Raw genomic sequence first — 15,970 nt, 5'->3', positions numbered from 1 at the left:
GTGTTCCTGTCGTGCGGGAGAGACGGTCACGCCCCGGCGCACGGGTGCGGTGCCGGGGGCCGCGTCAGCATATAAGGCAAGCCTTACCCGACTTCACGCGGGTAGGTGAAATCTCAACCACTGAGATCATGACCGGACTGCCGGTCAGCGGACCTCTCGGGCGAACGCCTCGTACGCCCGCTCGTCGAAGAGGACGAAGATGACTTCCTCGACGGCCGTGTCCGTCTCCCGCACGGTCTGTACGGCGATACGGGCGGCGTCGTCCATCGGCCACCCGTAGATGCCGACGGACACGGCCGGGAACGCGACGGTGCGGGCGCCCAACTCGTCGGCCACGCGCAGGGACTCGCGGTAGCAGGAGGCGAGGAGGGCCGAGCGGTCCTCCTGCTCGGAGTGGACCGGGCCGACCGTGTGGATCACCCAGCGTGCGTTCAGATCCCCTGCGGTGGTGGCGACCGCCTGGCCCGTGGGCAGGCCCTTGCCGTACCGGGAGGCGCGGAGCGCCCGGCACTCCTCGAGGATCGCCGGGCCGCCGCGCCGGTGGATGGCGCCGTCCACTCCTCCGCCGCCGAGCAGCGAGGAGTTGGCCGCGTTGACGATCGCGTCGGCGCTCTCCCGGGTGATGTCGCCCTGGACCAGCCTGATGGTGGTCATGTCTGCCTCAGTCTCTTCCAGACGGCCTTCGCGGCGTTGTGCCCGGACATGCCGTGCACGCCGGGTCCCGGCGGGGTGGCCGAGGAGCAGATGAAGACGGCCGGATGCGGGGTGCTGTACGGGAACAGGGACAGCCTGGGGCGCAGCAGCGTCTGGAGTCCGGACACCGCGCCGGAGGCGATGTCGCCGCCGACGTAGTTGGCGTTGTGGGCGGCGAGTTCGGGCGGGCCGGCGGTGGCGCGGGCGAGGACGCGGTCGCGGAATCCCGGGGCGAAGCGCTCCAGCTGGCGTTCTATGGCGTCGGTGAGGTCGCCGGTCCAGCCGCTGGGGACATGGCCGTATGCCCAGAAGACATGCCGGTCTGCCGGTGCGCGGGTGGGGTCGGCGACGCTGGGCTGCACGGTGATGAGGAACGGCCGGTCGGGCGCACGGCCCTCGCGCGAGGCAGCGCGCAGCGCGGTGCCGATCTCCCCGCTGTCGGCGCCGATCTGCACGGTTCCGGCGCTGCGTGGCTCCTCGGCGGTCCACGGCACCGGGCCGTCCAGGGCGTAGTCGACCTTGAAGACGCCGGGGCCGTACCGGTAGCCCTCGTAGTAGCGGCCGAAGCCCGCGATGCGGGCCAGGGCGGTGGGTGAGGTGTCGAAGACGTACGCCCGGGCGGGCGGCAGGTCGTCGAGGCGCTTGACCTCGTAGTCGGTGTGGACCGTGCCGCCGAGGTCCTTCAGGTATGCGGCGAGGGCGTCCGAGATGGACTGGGAGCCGCCACGGGCCACGGGCCAGCCCCGGGCGTGCGCGGCGAGCGCGAAGACCAGGCCGATGGCGCCGGTGGCGAGGCCGGTGAGCGGGGCCATCACATGGGCGACGAGACCGGCGAAGAGGGTCTTGGCCCGTTCGTCGCTGAAGCGTCGCATCAGCCAGGTGGACGGGGGAAGCCCGACCAGGCCGAACCGGGCGAGGGTCACCGGGTCGCGGGGCAGCGCGGTGAGCGGCAGGGACATGAAGTCGCGGGCGAGGGTGTCCCAGTGGGGCAGGAAGGGCGCCACCAGCCTGCGGTACGCCCCTGCGTCGCGCGGGCCGAAGGAGGCGGCCGTCTCGCCGACCGACCGGGACAGGACCGCGGCGGTGCCGTCGGGGAAGGGGTGTGCCATGGGCAGCTCGGGGTGGACCCATTCCAGGCCGTAGCGGTCCAGGGGCAGGGCGCGGAACGCGGGTGAGTTGATGCCGAGCGGGTGCGCCGCCGAGCACGGGTCGTGGCGGAAGCCGGGCAGGGTGAGCTCTGCGGTGCGCGCTCCCCCGCCGATCGTGTCCCGGGCCTCGAAGACGGCCACGGAGAACCCGCGGCGGGCCAGCTCCACGGCAGCGGTCAGTCCGTTCGGCCCCGCACCCACCACGACCGCATCGAGCATCGACGGCACCTTCGGACCCCTTCGTCAGCCGATGGCCACTGAGGATCAGGATATGCCGGGGGACTGACAGTGCTCGGCGACGGGGTGGCCCCGCGGCATGCTCCGGGGCTCAGACCGACGACGCCAGCAGCCCCGCCACCCGGCGTGCCGTGGCCGCGTCGCGGGCCGCGGTGAACGGCAGGGCGTTGCCGCCCGTGATGCGGAACGGCTCACCCGTGCGGGTCAGGTGGGCGCCGCCCGCCTCCTCGACCAGCAGCAGGCCTGCCGCGTGATCCCATGCCGCCTCCCAGGAGAAGGCCGTGGCGTCCAACTCGCCGCGGGCGACGGCGAGATACTCCAGGCCTGCCGAACCGCAGTCGCGGGGTGCGACGCCGTCCGTCCACAGGCCGAGCAGGGCGCGCTTCTGCTCGTCCGTCGTGTAGTCCGGGTGGGACGTGGCGATCCTCAGGTCCCGTCCGGGTGCGGGCGAGCCGGCGAACAGCCGCTCGCCGTCGAGGAAGGCGCCCTGTCCCCGTACGGCCGTGGCGAGTTGGTCGCGGGCGGGGGCGTACGTCCATGACGCGAGCAGGACGCCGCTCTGCGCGAGCGTGACCAGGGTGCAGAAGCCGTCGTCGCCGTGCACGAACTGACGAGTGCCGTCGACGGGATCGACGATCCAGACCGGGGCGTCGCCCCGTAGCGCCTCGTACGACGCGGGGTTGGCGTGCACCGCCTCCTCGCCGACGACCACGGAGCCGGGCAGGAGCGCGCCGAGCGCCACGGTGAGGTACTGCTCGGCCAGGCGGTCGGCGTCCGTCACCAGGTCGTGCGGGCCGCTCTTCTCGTCGACCTCGTGGGCGGCCAGCTGACGGAAACGCGGCATGATCTCGGCCGCGGCGGCCTTGCGGACCGCCTCCTCCACGTCGGCCGAGTGGCGAGCGAGAAACTCGTCGATGGTTTCGCTGTCTTCGATCATGCCTCCATGAGAGCACGCGCCACTGACAATCCCCGCCCGCCCGGTGTACTCCGGGTGGAATCGGCATGAACTCCCGATGCCGCACCCCACCGCGGGCAAGGGACATTCAGGACATCACCGGCCCACCGCGTACCCCTGCATCCCCCGCGGATTGGCCGCCGCCGACAGAATGCCGCTCTCCGGGTCCCGGGCGACCGCGCACAGCCGGCCCTCGGACCAGTCGTCACCGACCGTGACGTCATGGCCGCGTCGTCGCAGCTCCGCCACGACAGCGGGGTCCGTGCGCGCCTCGACGGTGACGCTCCCCGGGCGCATCCCGCGTGGGTAGAAGGAGCCGGGGAAGCTGTCGTTGTGCCAGTTCGGCGCGTCGATCGCGCCCTGGAGGTCGAGGCCGCCGCGTACCGGGGCACGCAGGGCGACCGCCAGGAAGAAGTGGAGCTGCCACTGGTCCTGCTGGTCGCCGCCGGGCGTGCCGAACGCCATGACCGGCGTCCCGTCCCGCAGGGCGATGGACGGCGTCAGGGTGGTGCGGGGCCGGCGCCCCGGGGTGAGCGAGTTCGGCAGGCCCTCCTCCAGCCAGGTCATCTGCAAGCGGGTGCCGAGCGGGAAGCCCAGTTCGGGCACGACGGGGTTGGACTGCAGCCAGCCGCCGCTGGGCGTGGCGGCGACCATGTTGCCCCAGCGGTCGACGATGTCGAGATGGCAGGTGTCGCCGCGGGTACCGCCGTCGGCGGCGACGTCGGGTTCGCCCGGCACCGGGGCCGTCGGGCCCTTGGCGACCGTCGGCTCTCCGGCCCCCGGCGCGCCGAGGCCCGCCACGCCGGTGGCGGCGTCGCGCGCGTGGGCGCACAGCCGCGGGGTGCGCCCTCCGGGGCTCCCGGGCCGCAGCTCGTACGACGCCGTGTCGGCGACGAGCTCACGCCGTGCCGCGTTGTAGGCGCCCGACAGCAGCTCGTCGAGCGGCACCTCGGCCGCGTCGCCGTACCAGGCCTCCCGGTCGGCCATGGCGAGTTTGCAGCCCTCGATCAGCAGGTGGACGTAGTCCGCGGAGCCGTACGGGGGCAGTTCGGGCGGGAGCAGTGCGAGCTGCTGAAGGAGGACCGGGCCCTGGCTCCAGGGGCCGGCCTTGCACAGGGTCCAGCCGTTCCAGTCGTACGTCACCGGCGCCTCGTAGGTCGCGGACCAGCCGGCGAGGTCGGCGGCCGTGAGGGTGCCGGTGTGGTGCTTCCCGCTGGTGTCCAGGGTGGGCCGGTGTGCCTGCCGTACCAGCGCCTCGGCGATGAAGCCCGTGCGCCACACCTGCCGTGCCGCCTCGATCTGCGCCTCGCGGTCCCCCGCCCCGGCGACCTCGGCGAGCAGCCGCTGCCAGGTGGCGGCGAGCGCGGGATTGCGCAGCAGCTCGCCGGGCCGGGGCGCCCGGCCGCCCGGCAGATACACCTCCGCGGACGTGGTCCACTCGGTCTCGAACAGCTCGCGCACGGTCTCGACGGTCTCGCCGACGCGCTCCACGGGCGCGTGCCCGTGCTCCGCGTATCCGATGGCGTACTTCAGGACGTCGGCGAGGGACTTGGTGCCGTGATCGCGGAGCAGGAGCATCCAGGCGTCGAACGCACCGGGGACGGCCGCCGCGAGGGGCCCGGTACCGGGTACGAGATCCAAACCGAGTCCCCTGTAGTGCGCGACCGTCGCTCCGGCCGGCGCCACGCCCTGCCCGCACAGCACCCGCACCTCGCCGCCGGCCGGGGCGAGCAGGATCGGCACCTCACCGGCGGGCCCGTTCAGGTGCGGCTCGACGACATGCAGCACGAAGGCACCGGCCACGGCAGCGTCGTAGGCGTTACCGCCGTCCTCCAGGACGGCCATCGCCGACTGCGAGGCCAGCCAGTGGGTGGAGGACACCATGCCGAAGGATCCTTGAAGCGTGGGTCGGGTGGTGAACTGCATCCCTCACCTAGTTGTTCGCGTGCGTCAGCCAGCCCCATCAGTACTCCAGACCGCTCTGGGGAGAATCTGGGGAGTTTGAGCTCGGCTCCGGTCGGCTCGATCAGGCAGCAGACTACCGAGGCGCTGCCTGGCAGCAATATCGCCCCAACGACCGCCACGGGCGTCGCTTCAGCGTCGGGGCAAACCGCGCCATAGAGGACCGGGTCCGACGGAGCCGTCGCCGCTGGCGTCCGCCTCTGTGCCCCCGGTCAGCACGGAGGCGGAGGTATCGCTCGCGGATGAGAAACATGAGAACCGCACATTTATGACTTCTCCTTGCCTTCCGCTGAGGTTCGTCCCGGCTGGTGAACATGGCGGAGCGTCGGCCTCCACCGGTCGGCCGAATTCCGCTCACCACTCCGCTCGGGAGACGAGATGCCGCTGAACCGCAGGGAATTGCTGAGCCGATCGGCGCTGGCCGGCGCCGGGGTCATGCTCATCGGCAGTGTGGAGGCGCTGCTCACGGCGCCCGGAGCCGTGGCCGACACGGGCGCGACGGGCGGCGCCGTCGGCTATGGCCCGCTGGTCCCGGACCCCAAGGGCATCCTCGCTCTGCCCGAGGGCTTCTCCTACCGGATCCTGACCCGCACCGGTGTCACCACTCTGGAGTCCGGCCAGACCACTCCGAGCAACCATGACGGCACGGGCGCGTTCGCGGCCGGCGGCGACGATGACGACGACGCCGTGACCCTGCTGGTGAACAACCACGAGATCGACGACCCGCTGGGCGTGGCCGAGCACCCCGTGCCGCATCTGGACGGCCTGGTCTACGACCCGGCGGCGGCCGGCGGCTGCACAGTCGTGGAGGTGTCCGACGACTCCGTGCGCGAATGGGTCGCCATCGCCGGTACGTCCACCAACTGCGCCGGCGGCGTCACCCCGTGGGGCACCTGGCTCACCTGCGAGGAGACCGAGGACAGGGCCGGCGTCAACGGCATGACCAAGGACCACGGCTACGTCTTCGAGGTCCACCCCGCGCACGGCAGCGTGGCCAACCTCGGCCCCAAGCCGATCAAGGCCCTCGGCCGCTATGCCCACGAGGCGGTCGTGGTCGACTCCTACCGCGGCCACCTGTACCTCACGGAGGACGCCTCCAAGCCCAACGGCCTGCTCTACCGCTGGACTCCGCCGGTCGGCTTCACCCACGGCCCCGGCAAGCTGCGGGCCCTGGCCGACGACGCGGGCGTGCTGGAGGCGTTCAAGTGCTTCGACGCCGCCGGCCAGTACATCGACGACCTCTCCCGCGCGACGAAGGTCGGCACCGCATACCGCGTGGACTGGGTGAAGGTCCCGGACCGGGACGCCGTCACCACGTCCGTGCGCAAGCAGTTCCTGGCCGGTGAGATCACCCGCTCCCGCAAGCTCGAGGGCATGTGGTGGGGCGACGGCGGCGCGTACTTCGTCTCCAGCTACGCCCGCACCGAGAGCCCCGGCACCCCGCACGACGGCCAGGTGTGGTTCTACGACCCGCGCAGCAGCACCATCACCCTCAGGGTCCTGCTGGCCGTCAACAGCGACCCGACCCAGGACGGCGCCTACGACGGCCCCGACAACATCACCGTCTCCCCGTTCGGCGGCCTGGTGATCGCCGAGGACGGCGAGGGCGTCTCCCACCTCTTCGGCGCCACCGCCGACGGCCAGACCTTCCCGATCGCCCGCAACGAGCTGAACGTCGGCACGGCGGAGGCGCCGGAGTACAGCGAGTTCGCCGGCGTCACCTTCTCCGCGGACGGCAGGACGCTGTTCGCCAACATCCAGGACCCCGGCATCCTCCTCGCCATCACCGGCCCGTGGTCGGGCGACGACGGCGACGACGACTAGTTCCGCCGGTTCACCCTCCCCCCGATTCCGCCCCCCACGGTTCCACCAGTTCGACGGCAGCGGCTCAACGGCGCGCCACTGCCGCCCCCTTGCCAGTGGCACCTCTCCTCACGAGGAAGCTGACATGCAAACCCTCATCGCACACGCACGTACCTTCGCCCACTCCCAGGGCGCCGAACTGGGCAGACTCGCCGCGGGGCAGTCGCCGTACGCCCTCTTCATCACCTGCTCCGACTCACGCGTCATCCCCTCGCTCATCACCGGTGCCCGCCCCGGTGAGCTCTTCGAACTCCGTACGGCGGGGAACATCGTCCCGCCGTACGACGCGGGTCCCACCTCCGAGGCCGCGACGATCGAGTACGCCGTCAAGGTGCTCGGTGTCTCCGACATCGTGGTCTGCGGCCACTCCCACTGCGGCGCGGTCGGCGCGCTGGTGCGCGGCGACGATCTGACGGCCGTACCGGCGGTGCGCGAGTGGCTCGGCCACGCCGCCGTACTGCCGTCCGGCGCGCCGGACGACCCGCAGGTCGCCGAAGCGGTCCAGCACCACGTGCTGGGGCAGGTGCTCCGGCTGATGTCGTACCCGTGCGTCGAGACCCGCCTCCGGGACGAGCGGCTGCGGGTCCACGCCTGGTTCTACGAGGTCCACACCGGCAGCGTGCTGGCGTACCGGGCCGAGTCCGACTCCTTCGAAGCGCTGTGAGGCATCCGATGAACACCGCTTACTTCAAGCAGGACTTCGCCGCCTCCGTCGTCGTGTTCCTGGTCGCCCTGCCGCTGTGCGTCGGCGTGGCGGTCGCCTCCGGGGTACCGGCCGAACTCGGCATCGTCACCGGCATCGTCGGCGGTCTGGTCACGGGCATGCTGCCGGGCAGCAGCCTGCAGGTGTCCGGCCCGGCCGCCGGTCTGACCGTGCTGGTCTTCGAGGCCGTGCACACGCACGGGCTCGCCACGCTCGGCGTGATCGTCCTGGCCACGGGCCTGATGCAGCTCGGCATGGGCGCGCTGCGCTGGGGGCGCTGGTTCAGGGCCATCTCCGTCGCCGTGGTCGAGGGCATGCTCGCCGGAATCGGCCTGGTGCTCATCGCCGGCCAGCTGTACGCGATGACCCACAGCAAGGCTCCGGCGTCCGGCATCGACAAGATCGTCGGGCTGCCGGAGATGCTCATCGACTCGCTGGACTCCGCCCCGGCCGTGGCGTCGCTGCTGCTGGGCGCGGGCACCATCGCCGTACTGCTGCTGTGGCCGAAGCTGCCGAAGAAGGTACGCCTCGTACCCGGCCCGCTCGCGGCCGTCGCCCTCGCCACCGTCGCCACCCTGGCCTTCGCGCTGCCCGTCACCAAGGTGACGGTGGAAGGGCTCGTCTCGGTGATCCAGCCGCCCGCGCCTTCCGCCTTCGCGGGGCTGGCGGAGATCGGCGTGGTGAGCACCATCCTGGCGTTCACGCTGATCGCCTCCGCGGAGAGCCTGTTCAGCGCGGCGGCCGTGGACCGGCTGCACGACGGGCCGCGCACGAACTACGACAAGGAGCTGATGGCCCAGGGCGTGGGCAACACGGTCTGCGGCCTGCTCGGCGCCCTGCCGATGACCGCGGTGATCGTGCGCAGCGCCGCCAACGTCCAGGCGGGGGCCCGGACCAGGGCCTCCCGGATCATGCACGGCGCCTGGCTGCTGCTGTTCGCTGCGCTGCTCCCGGCCGCGCTGGGCGTCATCCCCATCCCGGCGCTCGCGGCCGTCCTGGTCCACTCGGGCTTCAAGCTCATCCCCGTAAAGGGACTCGTCGCACTGTGGCGCGGGCACCGAGGCGAGGCCGTGATCCTCGTCGTCACCGCGGTGTCGATCGTCGCGATCAGCATGTTCGAGGGCGTACTGATCGGCCTCGCGCTCGCCGTGGTCAAGACGGCCTGGGAGGCGTCCCACGTCAAGCTGGAGATCGTCGACAAGGGCGCGGGCTCCGTGCAGGCCCACCTGAGCGGCAACGCGACCTTCCTCAGGCTGCCGAAGATCCTCGACGCCCTGGAGGCGATCCCGCAGGACCGCCCCGTCGAACTGAACCTGTCCCGCGTGCACCACCTCGACCACGCCTGCCGTACCGCCCTGGAGAACTGGGCCGAGCGGCACGGAGCGGCCGACACCGCATCGGCCAAGGTCATCACGGCCGCCTGAGCGCGACGCGGGGGCGGCACCGTACGCGGACACCGACAGGTCCGTACTGGGTGCCGCCCCCGCGCACACAGTCGGCGCATCGCTCACACACAAAGTTCAAGATCAGGTCATGCGCCCAGCAAGCCGCCGCCGGACTCCGCTGGTACCTCTTCGGACCGGGTCCGATGACGCACCCTCGCCCCACCACACCGAGGAGGTCGTATCCGCGTGACCCGCAGCCAGCGCCTCGCCGCTCTCGCCGCCGGCGCGATTCTGCTCGTCGGAATCCCCGTCACCGGTGCCCATCAGGCACCGCCTCCGGATCTCGGGGAACCCGTCGTCGTCGGCCGCACCGGACCCGGCCCCACGAGCAGTTCCGTACCGTCCCCGGACATCCGGGCGACGGAGCGGACCCCTACCCGGTCACCGTCCCCCGGCGCGACGACACGGGCCCCCGACGCGTACGGCGGCGAGGATGCCGTGGCCCCCACCCCCACCGGTGCGGAGCAGCCGGACGACACGGCCCCCGACCGGACGGACGAGGCGCAGCCCGTGTCACCGAAGGCCCCCGTCCCCGCCGGGGAGGCGTCCGACGACGATCCGACGCCCACCTACAGCCCCGCGACATCAGCCACCCACGGGACGCCGAGCACACCGGCAGGCGACGACGACGGAGACGACGAGGACACCGGTGAGGACGGCTGAGCCCGCGCCCCCGAAGCAGGCCGCCGGCCCGCCCGGGCGCCACCCGCTCCGGTCGATCCGCGTGCGCCTGCTCGGGCGGATGCTGGTGCTGGTCGGGCTCACCCTGGCGAGCCTCACCGGTGCGGAATCGTTCATCCTCACGGCTCGCCTGAACGAGCGCGTCGACCGCGAACTCGCCCACGACATCCAGGCGTTCCGCTCCTTCGCGACCGGAACCGCAGCCGGTTCCGGGCCGGTCCCCGGCGGGGTCCGCGCGCTCTTCGTCTCCTACCTGCAGGGGTACATACCGGAGCACGGCCAGACGCTGATCACCCTGGTCGACGGCGATCCCTACCGGCGCTCCGCCGAGGAGCCGCCGACCCGCCTGGACACCGATCGCGCACTGATGCGGCGGGCCGCCGAGGTCCGCTCACCCTCCTACGGCGACGCGAAGAGCGCGGCGGGCTCCGTGCGGTTCGTGGCCGTGCCCGTGACGGTGGCGGGCGACTCCACGCGGGGCGTGCTCGTCATCGCCACCTTCACCCAGCAGGAACGCGACCACATCTACGACTCGATCCGCATCCAGATCTATCTCGGCTTCGGCGCCTTGCTGCTCTCCGCCTGCGTCGGCTGGATCTTCGCCAGCCGTATCGTCGCGCCGCTGCGGCTCCTGCGGGACACCGCCCGCTCGATCCACGAGTCGGACATCACCCGCCGCATCCCCGTCCAGGACAGGGACGAGATCGGCCAACTGGCAAGCACCTTCAACGACATGCTGGAGCGCCTGGACGACGCCTTCTCCACCAAGCGCCAGTTCATGAACGACGTGGGCCACGAACTGCGCACCCCCATCACCATCGTCCTCAGCCAGTTGGAGACGCTCCCCGACGACCCGGCCGGCCGCGCCCGGACGGTGGCGGTCATCACCGACGAACTACACCGCATGCACCGCATGTCGGAGGAACTCCTCATGCTGGCCAAGGCACGCCGCCCGGACGCCCTGCGCCCCGAGGACCTCAGCCTCTCCGAACTGATCGAGGAGGTGTACGTGAAGGCCGCCGCGCTGGCCGAACGCCGCTGGCTCCTCGACTTCGGGGAGAACCCCCACCGCGACACCCTCCACGCCGACCGTCAGCTCCTCACCCAGGCCATGATCCAACTCGCCCAGAACGCCGCTCAGCACACCGAGGAGCACGGCCGGATCTGGATCGGCGGACGGGCCGGAGCCGACAGGGTGGAACTGTGGGTCAAGGACTCCGGCCCCGGCATCCGGCTCGCGGACCAGCAACGCATCTTCGAACGGTTCGCGCGTGCCGAGGAGAGCCGGGGCAGGACCGGAGCGGGCCTCGGACTCGCCATCGTCAAGGCCATAGCCGAGGCGCACCACGGCGAGATCCAGGTGGACAGCGCTCCGGGCCAAGGCGCGACCTTCACCCTGCTCATCCCCTACGTCACGCACGCCCTGAACGGCGGCCTCGGGAAATCATGAGCCAGAGCAGACAGCCCCGCCGCCTCCTGATCGCCGAGGACGAGGCTCACATAGCCTCCTACCTGTCGGAACGCTTCACCACCCACGGCTTCCGCACCACCGTCGTCACCGACGGGGAGACGGCTCGGCGCGCTGCCATGTCGGGCAGGTTCGACCTGATGATCCTGGACATCGGGCTGCCCGGCGAGGACGGCTTCACCGTGGTCACCCGCCTCCGCGCGGCATCCAGTGCCCTCCCGGTCATCATCCTCACGGCCCGGGACACCGTCGCCGACACCGTGCACGGTCTGGAGGGCGGCGCCGACGACTACATGACCAAACCCTTCAGCTTCGAGGAACTCCTCGCCCGGGTCCGGCTGCGCCTGCGTCTGCGCGAGACCGACAGCTCCGTCCTGCGCCGTGCCGGAATCGCCCTGGAGACCCGCACCCGCCAGGCCTATGTCGACGGCCGGATCCTCCAGCTCAGTGCCCGAGAGGCCGCCCTGCTGGAACACCTCATGCGCAACGCGGGCAGCGTGCTCAGCCGGGAGGACCTGCTCTCCGACGTCTGGGGATACGAGGCGACCGAGGGCTCCAACATCGTCGACGTGTACGTCCGTTATCTCCGCCGCAAGCTGGGCGCGTCCAGGATCACCACGGTGCGGGGGCAGGGCTACCGGCTGGGGGGCGACGAACTCGCGTGACGGGGGCAAGGCGGCAGGGATCTGCCCGACCCTGGCGGGCTACTCGCTGGCGTCACGCCGGCGCCCAGTCCCCGGAGGCAGAACTGACCCCGCGCGGCGCATGGTTGCTGGTCACCCTCGCCACCCATCCCGACGGCCGCACGGCGGCCCAGCTCGCCCTCGATCCTGTCGCGGACCGGCACCGGGCGGGGTGGGTCCGTGCGGAGATGGGGCGCCTGCGGGCGAGCCTGCCGGAGGTGCAGACGACACTGAGCCGGACTGCCGGTCGCGAGGCTGCACGGAAGCGCAGCCACAGCCCATGCTCGGGGCCGGGGGGAAATCGGCTCCGGCCGCGTGGTGCCGGCACACGGCCGCGCCCCGCCGGGAGCAAGCGGGGGCAGGTGAGCCCCCGCATGGGCGGGGACGTGGTGGAATCACCGCATTCGGGGGACTCGGGGTGTAGTCGTCCACAGGCCCGGATGGAGCACCCGGTTCCATGCCGTGCTGCTCCTGCCGTCCGCGGGGGTCGAAATGAGAGTCGAACTGATCCGACAGGCTGCCACCGTGCTGTTCGACGTCCCGGACGGCGCGCATCAGGAGATCATCGCGCTCATCACGGCTGTGGCCCAGGCTCCGAATCCACAGGATCCGGAGCTGGCCGCGGCGTTCGGTGAATGGTGCTGGCTCGTCTACACCACCCATGGTGACGTGATCGAAGTGCTGGACGTCGGCTGCGCCCGGTGACGTCAGCTGCACGCGGGGACCGATTCCCGGCGCCCCGAGGCCGCCCGGGAAGCGCGCACGGCGTCACTTCCCCAGGCTACCGAGGCACCTGCCCGCCCCGGACCCCGTGCACGGTCACCGGATGGGTCCGGCCCCTGAGCCTTCCGGTTCCCTCCCGGACCTCAGCGATTCCGCCTCGGTTCGTGCGGGAAGGCGCGCATGCATGGGTACGCCTCCGTCGGATCCGGCGGAGGCGTATGTTGATCATTGTGTGCTACGACCCGGTGCCGGGAGCGACCGGGCCACCGCGCATACCGAGTGATGTGGCGTCAGTCGTCCCCGTCCAGCGCGTTCGTGACCTTGGCCAGGTCGACGAACTTGAAGTCGGTGTTGTCCCGGACCTCACCGTTCGCGTCCGTCTCGTCCGGGGTGTTGTGCCCGTCCTGCACCACGAGCAGGCCGTTGGGGTAGCGGGAGCCCAGGGGGGCGTTCAGCACCGCGGCGCCGTCGCACTCCTCGGAGCCGTCGACGGTGCCGGCGGTGATCCGGAAACCGCTCTCGTACTCGTTGTTGTCGGCCACCTCGCGGTCGTACGCGGCGAAGGTGTTGTCGCCCTGGCTGGAGGCGAGCAGGTAACCGTCACCCGCGCCCTCGTCGAGGATGGTCAGGCCCTCGACGTCGGCGGACAGGTGCGTGCCGCCGTAGCCGGGGTCCGCGCCCGCGACGCACTCCTCGGTCGCCTCGTCGTACGTGGCGGGGACGCCGTACTCCCGCACCTTGTCGATCATCTTCGGCTTGCCGCCGAGGTCGGCGGGCATCCGCCAGATGCCGACGTCCTCCTGGCCGGCGTAGAGCACGTTGTTCACCGGGTCCACGACCATGCCCTCGACCTGCGGAAGGTCACCGGGGTCGGCGCAGGGAGTCCAGGACCGGCCGTTGGGGAGGGTGAAGGAGGACGGCAGGTCGATGGTGCGCACCTGCTGGTAGGTGACTGCGCCGGTGGAGGTCGCCTTCAGCTCCAGCAGGGCCAGCCGGGTGCGGCTGCGCCGGCTCGCGACGGCGTAGGAGCGGCCGGTGGACTTGTCCGTCCAGGTAGCCAGACCGTAGGGGGTGGTCTGGTCGTTGACCTCGTCCAGGGTCTTGGAGAAGACCAGCGGGGCGTTCGGGTCGGTGATGTCCGTCAGCGGCTGGGCGGCGCCCGGCGTGATGCGGTAGATCCGCAGGTGGTCGCGGCCCCGATCGGTGACGACGGCGACGTCGGCGCGGCCCGTCGGCAGCGGGAACCCGGAGACCAGGTCCACGTTGTTGAAGCGGCCCGGCTTGTCGTCGGGGGTGGGGGCGGGCGGCGCCGCTATCGACTGCACTTCCTTGCCGGCCAGGTCGTACACGCGCAGGCCGCCTTCCTTGGCGGTGGCGATCACCAGGCTGGCGTCCGGGTCGGCGGCGTTGCGCCAGATCGCCGGATCGTCGGCGTCGGCATTGCCGCCGGCGTCGTCGCCGTACAGGGCCGGGGTCTCGATGGTGGCGGTCAGGCCCGGAAGCCCGGAGTCGGCCTGGGCCGAGGTGGGCAGGACCGCCACGGCGGTCATGGCCGCGACGATCGCGGCCAGCTGTGTCCCGCGCAGGTTGCGCACAGTACCTCCACGTAGGGGAAGAGCGGACGAGACCCGGTGGGGCAACGCATGGCATGTGATCGATGTGATCCCTGCGTCGGGCCCGTCAAGATCCTCAGCTTCGAAGGTGAAGCGCTTACCGCTGTCGGATGACGCGTCCATGCCTTGATGGTGAGGAATCGGAGCGCGCCTCGACCGTGGCGCACCCCTGGCCCGCGGTCTGCGGCCGGTGGCCGGTGGCCGGAAAGAGGTTCTCCCGATGCTCACTTTCCGTTGGGAATCGGATGAAGGATTCGCTCCTAGGGTGACCGCGGCCGCCCCCCGTTCGTTGCATCGAGAGGACTCCCATGACAGGCACGTCCGCCGGAAGACCGACCGGTCCCGGTTTCGAACGACGCACCCTTCTGCGTGGAGCAGCGGTGGCCGCGGCCGCTTCCGTCCCCTTCCAGGCCCTCGCCGCGCGCACGGCGGCGGCCGCCCCGCTGAAGCTCGAATTCGACGCCGGATACGGCCCATTGAGCCCGGTCAAGGATCAGGCGACCGGGCTGGAACTGCTCCAGCTGCCGCGCGGGTTCGAGTACATCTCCTACGGGTGGACGAACGACCTCATGGACGACGGCGTGCGCACCCCGGGTTCGCACGACGGCATGGCGGCCTTCCGCTACGGCGACAAGGTCCATCTCGTCCGTAACCACGAGCGCGGCGCCGGTCCCGCCTTCACCGCCCCCGCCTACAACCCCGAGGCCGGTGGTGGCACCACCACCCTGGTCTTCGACCCCGACGCCGGCCAGTGGCTGGAGTCCTACGGCAGCCTCGGCGGCACCATCCGCAACTGCGCCGGCGGTCCCACGCCGTGGAACACCTGGCTGACCTGCGAGGAAACCTTCTCCACGACCGCCGGCAAGCGCCACGGCTACATCTTCGAGGTGGCCTCGCAGGGCAAGGGCAACCCCGAGCCGTACAGGGCCATGGGCCGGTTCAACCACGAGGCGATCGCCGTCGACCCGGCGACGGGCTACGTCTACGAGACCGAGGACCGCGGCGACGCCTCGCTGTACCGCTTCGTCCCGGCGGTCCCGGGCGAGCTGTCCAAGGGGGGCCGGCTGGAGGCCCTTCGCATCGGCAGCACGTCGTACGACACGCGCCTCGACGGCGAGAAGGTGTACGGCACCGTCTCCTGGGTGCCCGTGGAGGACGTCGACCCCGCGACGGACACGGTGCGGCTCCAGGCGCAGGCCAACGGCGCCGCGGTGTTCAGCCGCCTGGAGGGTGCCTGGTACGGCAACGACCGCATCTACGTCATCACCACCGACGGCGGTCCGGCTCGCCAGGGCCAGGTCTTCGAACTCGACCCGGCCACCGACGAGTTCCGCGTCCTCTTCGCCTCGCCCGGCGCCGAGGTCCTCAACGCGCCGGACAACATGTGTGTCAGCCCGCGCGGTGGCCTGGTGCTCTGCGAGGACGGCGGCGGCACCGAGTACGTCCACGGGCTGACCACCGAGGGCGAGATCTTCCGCTTCGCCGCCAACAACGTTGATCTGCGCGGCGGGACCGCGGGCAAGAACGTCGCGGCGGCCGACCACCGGGGCTCGGAGTGGGCCGGCTCGGTGTTCGAGCCGAAGAACGGCAACTGGCTGTTCGTGAACATCCAGACCCCCGGCATCACCTTCGCGATCACCGGGCCCTGGACCCAGGGCGCCCTCTAGCCTTCGGCCGGGAACGAGGGACGCGTCGAGGACTCCGTACGCCCAGCCCAGCATCACCAGGTGCGCGGTGTCGGCGGCCTCGACGCGCTCCCGCAACGCCCGGCCTCGGCCGAGAGCTTCATTGCGCGA

The 15,970-nt window shown here is 71.5% G+C and carries 13 protein-coding genes; 8 read left to right on the top strand and 5 right to left on the bottom strand.

All coding sequences use genetic code 11. The features are described 5' to 3' along the window. Positions 1 to 144: 144 nt before the first annotated feature. The 4 genes from ACFVJQ_RS09800 to ACFVJQ_RS09785 form a co-directional block, all read right to left on the bottom strand. Positions 145 to 654 carry an O-acetyl-ADP-ribose deacetylase gene (locus ACFVJQ_RS09800; RefSeq protein ID WP_385782329.1) on the bottom strand — a complete coding sequence of 170 codons (510 nt, stop codon included), beginning with the start codon at positions 652 to 654 and terminating at the stop codon, positions 145 to 147. Beyond that, a complete protein-coding gene (locus ACFVJQ_RS09795; RefSeq protein WP_385514302.1) occupies positions 651 to 2,060 on the bottom strand; it encodes a phytoene desaturase family protein in 1,410 nt (469 codons plus the stop codon). The genes ACFVJQ_RS09800 and ACFVJQ_RS09795 overlap by 4 nt, the downstream gene beginning before the upstream one ends. A gap of 109 nt (positions 2,061 to 2,169) precedes the next feature. Beyond that, the gene (locus tag ACFVJQ_RS09790) at positions 2,170 to 3,015 is read right to left on the bottom strand and encodes an inositol monophosphatase family protein (RefSeq protein WP_385514303.1); all 846 of its coding nucleotides are present in this window, start codon (positions 3,013 to 3,015) and stop codon (positions 2,170 to 2,172) included. 114 nt (positions 3,016 to 3,129) lie between these two features. Further along, positions 3,130 to 4,959, bottom strand: a complete 1,830-nt coding sequence (locus ACFVJQ_RS09785; protein WP_385782325.1) for a gamma-glutamyltransferase family protein — start codon at positions 4,957 to 4,959, stop codon at positions 3,130 to 3,132. A gap of 414 nt (positions 4,960 to 5,373) precedes the next feature. On the opposite strand from ACFVJQ_RS09785, the gene ACFVJQ_RS09780 reads away from it, so the two are divergent. From ACFVJQ_RS09780 to ACFVJQ_RS09750, 7 genes are all read left to right on the top strand, one after another. Further along, a complete protein-coding gene (locus ACFVJQ_RS09780; protein ID WP_385514305.1) occupies positions 5,374 to 6,819 on the top strand; it encodes an alkaline phosphatase PhoX in 1,446 nt (481 codons plus the stop codon). A 124-nt stretch (positions 6,820 to 6,943) separates the two neighbouring features. Further along, entirely contained in the window at positions 6,944 to 7,522 is a 579-nt protein-coding gene (locus ACFVJQ_RS09775) for a carbonic anhydrase (protein WP_385782322.1), read from the top strand. An 8-nt stretch (positions 7,523 to 7,530) separates the two neighbouring features. Then, positions 7,531 to 8,985, top strand: a complete 1,455-nt coding sequence (locus tag ACFVJQ_RS09770) for a SulP family inorganic anion transporter (protein WP_385782319.1) — start codon at positions 7,531 to 7,533, stop codon at positions 8,983 to 8,985. A 207-nt stretch (positions 8,986 to 9,192) separates the two neighbouring features. Then, positions 9,193 to 9,669, top strand: a complete 477-nt coding sequence (locus ACFVJQ_RS09765; protein ID WP_385782316.1) for a hypothetical protein — start codon at positions 9,193 to 9,195, stop codon at positions 9,667 to 9,669. Next, on the top strand, positions 9,656 to 11,137 hold the full coding sequence (locus ACFVJQ_RS09760) for a sensor histidine kinase (RefSeq protein ID WP_385782313.1): 1,482 nt from the start codon (positions 9,656 to 9,658) through the stop codon (positions 11,135 to 11,137). Before ACFVJQ_RS09765 ends, ACFVJQ_RS09760 begins: the two co-directional genes overlap by 14 nt. Continuing rightward, positions 11,134 to 11,820: a response regulator transcription factor gene (locus tag ACFVJQ_RS09755; RefSeq protein WP_385514310.1), complete on the top strand. Its 687-nt coding sequence runs from the start codon at positions 11,134 to 11,136 to the stop codon at positions 11,818 to 11,820. The genes ACFVJQ_RS09760 and ACFVJQ_RS09755 overlap by 4 nt, the downstream gene beginning before the upstream one ends. 543 nt (positions 11,821 to 12,363) lie before the next feature. Further along, positions 12,364 to 12,543 carry a hypothetical protein gene (locus tag ACFVJQ_RS09750; RefSeq protein ID WP_385514311.1) on the top strand — a complete coding sequence of 60 codons (180 nt, stop codon included), beginning with the start codon at positions 12,364 to 12,366 and terminating at the stop codon, positions 12,541 to 12,543. Positions 12,544 to 12,851: 308 nt separating this feature from the next. On the opposite strand, the gene ACFVJQ_RS09745 is transcribed toward ACFVJQ_RS09750, so the two are convergent. Continuing rightward, the gene (locus ACFVJQ_RS09745; RefSeq protein WP_385782815.1) at positions 12,852 to 14,111 is read right to left on the bottom strand and encodes a phytase; all 1,260 of its coding nucleotides are present in this window, start codon (positions 14,109 to 14,111) and stop codon (positions 12,852 to 12,854) included. A 443-nt stretch (positions 14,112 to 14,554) separates the two neighbouring features. Here ACFVJQ_RS09745 and ACFVJQ_RS09740 point away from each other — a divergent pair, with 443 nt between their 5' ends. Further along, positions 14,555 to 15,841 (top strand): alkaline phosphatase PhoX, encoded by a 1,287-nt coding sequence (locus ACFVJQ_RS09740; RefSeq protein WP_385514313.1) that lies wholly within the window; start codon positions 14,555 to 14,557, stop codon positions 15,839 to 15,841. Positions 15,842 to 15,970 lie beyond the last annotated feature (129 nt).

It is taken from the genome of Streptomyces sp. NPDC127197, assembly GCF_042672405.1.
Taxonomy (GTDB): Bacteria; Actinomycetota; Actinomycetes; order Streptomycetales; family Streptomycetaceae; genus Streptomyces; species Streptomyces flavusporus.
The sequence above is the reverse complement of the archived record's forward strand: the minus strand, read 5'-3'. Positions and strand labels throughout refer to the sequence as shown.